The sequence below is a fragment of the Streptomyces sp. NPDC004435 genome, from assembly GCF_042873895.1.
GTDB lineage: Bacteria > Actinomycetota > Actinomycetes > Streptomycetales > Streptomycetaceae > Streptomyces.
This window is the reverse complement of the sequence record NZ_JBIAMB010000047.1, coordinates 1-2991: the sequence shown is the minus strand read 5'-3', so window position 1 is coordinate 2991 and position 2991 is coordinate 1. Positions and strand designations below refer to the sequence as shown.

The window sequence follows — 2991 nt, the reverse complement described above, 5'->3', positions numbered from 1 at the left end:
CGTCGCATCCTGTGCGCACACGGCTTCGCTAGCGAAGCGCCTCCGGGGGCGGGGGCATCATTCGCATCATGGCGAGGGTGGCGGTGTGCAGCATGAGCCGGACGCTAGCACCAGGAGCGAGGTATCTCAGAATCCTTTCCACATCGTGGACACTCTCTTCCGCTACCCGTTCGGCGGGGCGAGTCGCTCGGCGGCCGGTGCGCGCCGTGACTGGCGAGCCGGCATCCGTTCCTCCGGCGCCTCGGGCGCCCGGGGCACGGTGAGGCGCCGGGCGAGCTGTCGGCCCTCGGGGGTCACGGCCTGGCGCCGGAGACGGGACCGGACCGAGGCAGGCGGACGCTTGCACGGCCGGGCACTCAAAGAGGGGCCCCGTCAGCCCCTCACCTGTCGATCGTGCCTGTTCTGACTCCAAGCACCACCTGATGTCGACTGCCACGGGACCTCGCTCGCCCTCACGCTCACCGGCAGCAACAGGCCCTGCCCACGGCTCCGGATTGGGCAGGGCGCGGTGGGTGGTCGAGCGCACCTTCGCCTGGGCTTTACCGGTTCAAGAGCCTCCGCACCCGCTACACCCCCAGCAGTAGGATCCCGCCGCATGACGTCCCCTGTGCACGGCGACCCCGAGTCGTCCCGCCACGCACTTCCTGCCGAACCCGGTGCTCCCGAGGATGACGACACGCTGATCGACATGCTGCGTACTCGCGCGTGGGATCCGGCCCTACGGTTCGATACGGCACCGGTCCCACGTTCGTGGATCGAGGAACACTTCGGTCCAGAGCATCTGGAGCGCATGCGGAGTCAGACGGTCGGCTCCAGCGGCAACGGGATGATCGTGCTCAAGTCGCAGGCCGAGGAGGTGGCGGCCTACTTCGCCGACGCTCCGCGCGGACCACTGTTCCCGCCGGTCACGCCACCTGAAGTCGAAACTGCCGAGGCCATCATCGGACGTCCGCTGCCGGCTCTCCTGCGGAGGATCTACACCGAGGTCGGCGACGGCGGCTTCGGACCCGACAGCGGTCTGGCTTCGCTGACCGACGGCCGACGTGCTCCGGGGGACCTGATCGACTGGCCCTGTTCGATCACCAGGCACGAACGCGACTGCGCGGCGGGGCTGCCCGGATCATGGCTGTACCTGGCGTCAGGCGGCTGCACGATGCAGTGGCATCTGTCATTGCTCGCAGCCGGCAACCCCGTGCTGCTCCATGACACAGACGGATGGGTGCCGAGCTGGGGCGAGGGCCCCCATGACGGCCTGCGCTACGCGGCCGCATCACTGAGGCAGTGGTTGTGGACCTGGGCCACTGGCGGTGACGTCTGGACCGAAGCACTCAGCCTTCCGTAACCGATACACAGAGCTGTCCACCCTCTCCGGCGAACAGCGCGGCGCCACGGACCGGCCACAGACGATCGCGGCCGACCACGGGCCCGACACCGTCCGCGAGGCCGTGCCCCGGCTCACCATGGAGTGCGGCAACGCTCCGCCCCCGCCCCCGCAGCTCCGCAAACACTTCGGTGCTGAGTCCGGCGGGCACCCTCTGCCTCCCGACGGCTCTCCCCAAAGATCCGCAGCGACGGAGCCGCTTCACCCACCGTGCCGGACGAGGTCCGACCAGAGGTCCACCCGCAGGCGCCCCGCCTCGAAGCCGGCAGCCGCGACGGCGTCCGCACCGAACCGGCGACCGAAGCGGCGCGCAAGGCGATCACGACCAGCAGCGTGTGAACGTCCGCGAGCGGCACCTCGCGCCGAACGGGCTCTTCCCGCGGAGGGCTGCCGCACGCAGTGGCGGAGCGCTACCGTGGTGCCATGGCACGGGAACTCCGCATCGAGATCAGCGACGAGGCGTACGAGGCGCTCCAGCACGCCGCCGCCGCCCGGCACGTGGCGGCCGAGGACTACGCGGAGCGCGTCCTGGACGCGGACCTCACCAGGGCCCGCTTCCTCGACGGTGCCCACCACGTCATCAACCAGCACGGTGACGCCTTCGCCGCCCGCTACGGCCGGCGCAGCACCGACGCCGCCTGACCCGGGGACCGGTACGTGATCCTTCAGGTCGATCTGGCCTGGCTCCTCGACATCGCCCAGAAGGTGATCCCCGGGGATCCGGGAATCACCGACTGGGGCTCGCTCGAAGCGGCCCGCTGCCGTCATGCCTTCCGCGTGATGGACACCCCTGTGTACGAGCGTCCCCACCACCGGGCCGCCGCGCTCCTGCACCAGCTCGTCCGCGTGCCGGCCCTGGAGCACTCCAACGAGCTGTTCGCCCTGGCGGTCTCCGTCGGCTATCTCCGGGCCTCAGGCCAGGCGGTCGAATTCACGGGGCAGGAGGCCATCGATCTCGTCGACGGGGTCGTCGCCGGAGAAGTCGATGTACGACAGATCGCCGCGGTCCTGAAGAACTGGACGCGCTGAACCACCGCTCCGGACGGGACCTGCCTCCTCCCCGGGGTCGGTCAAGGGCACGAGCCGCCCCTCGCGCCGCGACCTCCAGCACTGCTCCCGCAACGGGCCTCGCGCCGCGGAGAGAGCTCTGAGCTGGAGCTGGATGAGAACCCCCGGACCTGAAGTTGACATGCGATTACCCGATCCGTAATGTCCTCCGAGCTGTCCGACGTGAGCACCGGCCCAGGTCGGCCCCGGACAGCCATTCTGCAGAACCATGAGCCAGACGGCCGCGACTTGTCGTGCCGTCCGGTTCAACATGCGCTGTGCAGAATGTGGAACCCAACGGTCGAAAGGCCGACGATTCCCCGATTCGCTTCGGGGCCGGGGAATCCGCTAAAGTCTCACTCGTCGGAACGGCCCAACAGCCGGAATGACGAATCCCGCTGACTGGGAATCAGACGCCGAAAGGATCTGATAGAGTCGGAAACGCCGGAAGGGCCCGGAGCGAAAGCAAAAGGGACCGGAAAGCACCGAGGAAATCGGATCGGAAAGATCTGATAGAGTCGGAAACGAAGAAAGCGCAGGAAGCGCCCGGAGGGCCTGGAAAC

The 2991-nt window shown here is 68.7% G+C and carries 4 protein-coding genes and 1 pseudogene; all 5 read left to right on the top strand.

Features of this window, described 5'->3' with window-relative positions; all coding sequences use genetic code 11:
• Positions 1–286 precede the first annotated feature (286 nt).
• Positions 287–570, top strand: a pseudogene (locus tag ACFYT9_RS39545) (hypothetical protein); the annotation flags it as partial.
• A 25-nt stretch (positions 571–595) separates the two neighbouring features.
• On the top strand, positions 596–1342 hold the full coding sequence (locus ACFYT9_RS39540; RefSeq protein ID WP_389172044.1) for an SMI1/KNR4 family protein: 747 nt from the start codon (positions 596–598) through the stop codon (positions 1340–1342).
• A gap of 249 nt (positions 1343–1591) precedes the next feature.
• The gene (locus ACFYT9_RS39535; RefSeq protein WP_389172041.1) at positions 1592–1720 is read left to right on the top strand and encodes a hypothetical protein; all 129 of its coding nucleotides are present in this window, start codon (positions 1592–1594) and stop codon (positions 1718–1720) included.
• An 84-nt stretch (positions 1721–1804) separates the two neighbouring features.
• Positions 1805–2023, top strand: coding sequence for a hypothetical protein (locus ACFYT9_RS39530; RefSeq protein WP_376603188.1), 219 nt, complete (start codon positions 1805–1807; stop codon positions 2021–2023).
• Between the two features lie 15 nt (positions 2024–2038).
• Positions 2039–2410 (top strand): fic family toxin-antitoxin system, toxin component, encoded by a 372-nt coding sequence (locus ACFYT9_RS39525; protein ID WP_387280661.1) that lies wholly within the window; start codon positions 2039–2041, stop codon positions 2408–2410.
• The last annotated feature ends 581 nt before the right edge of the window (positions 2411–2991 follow it).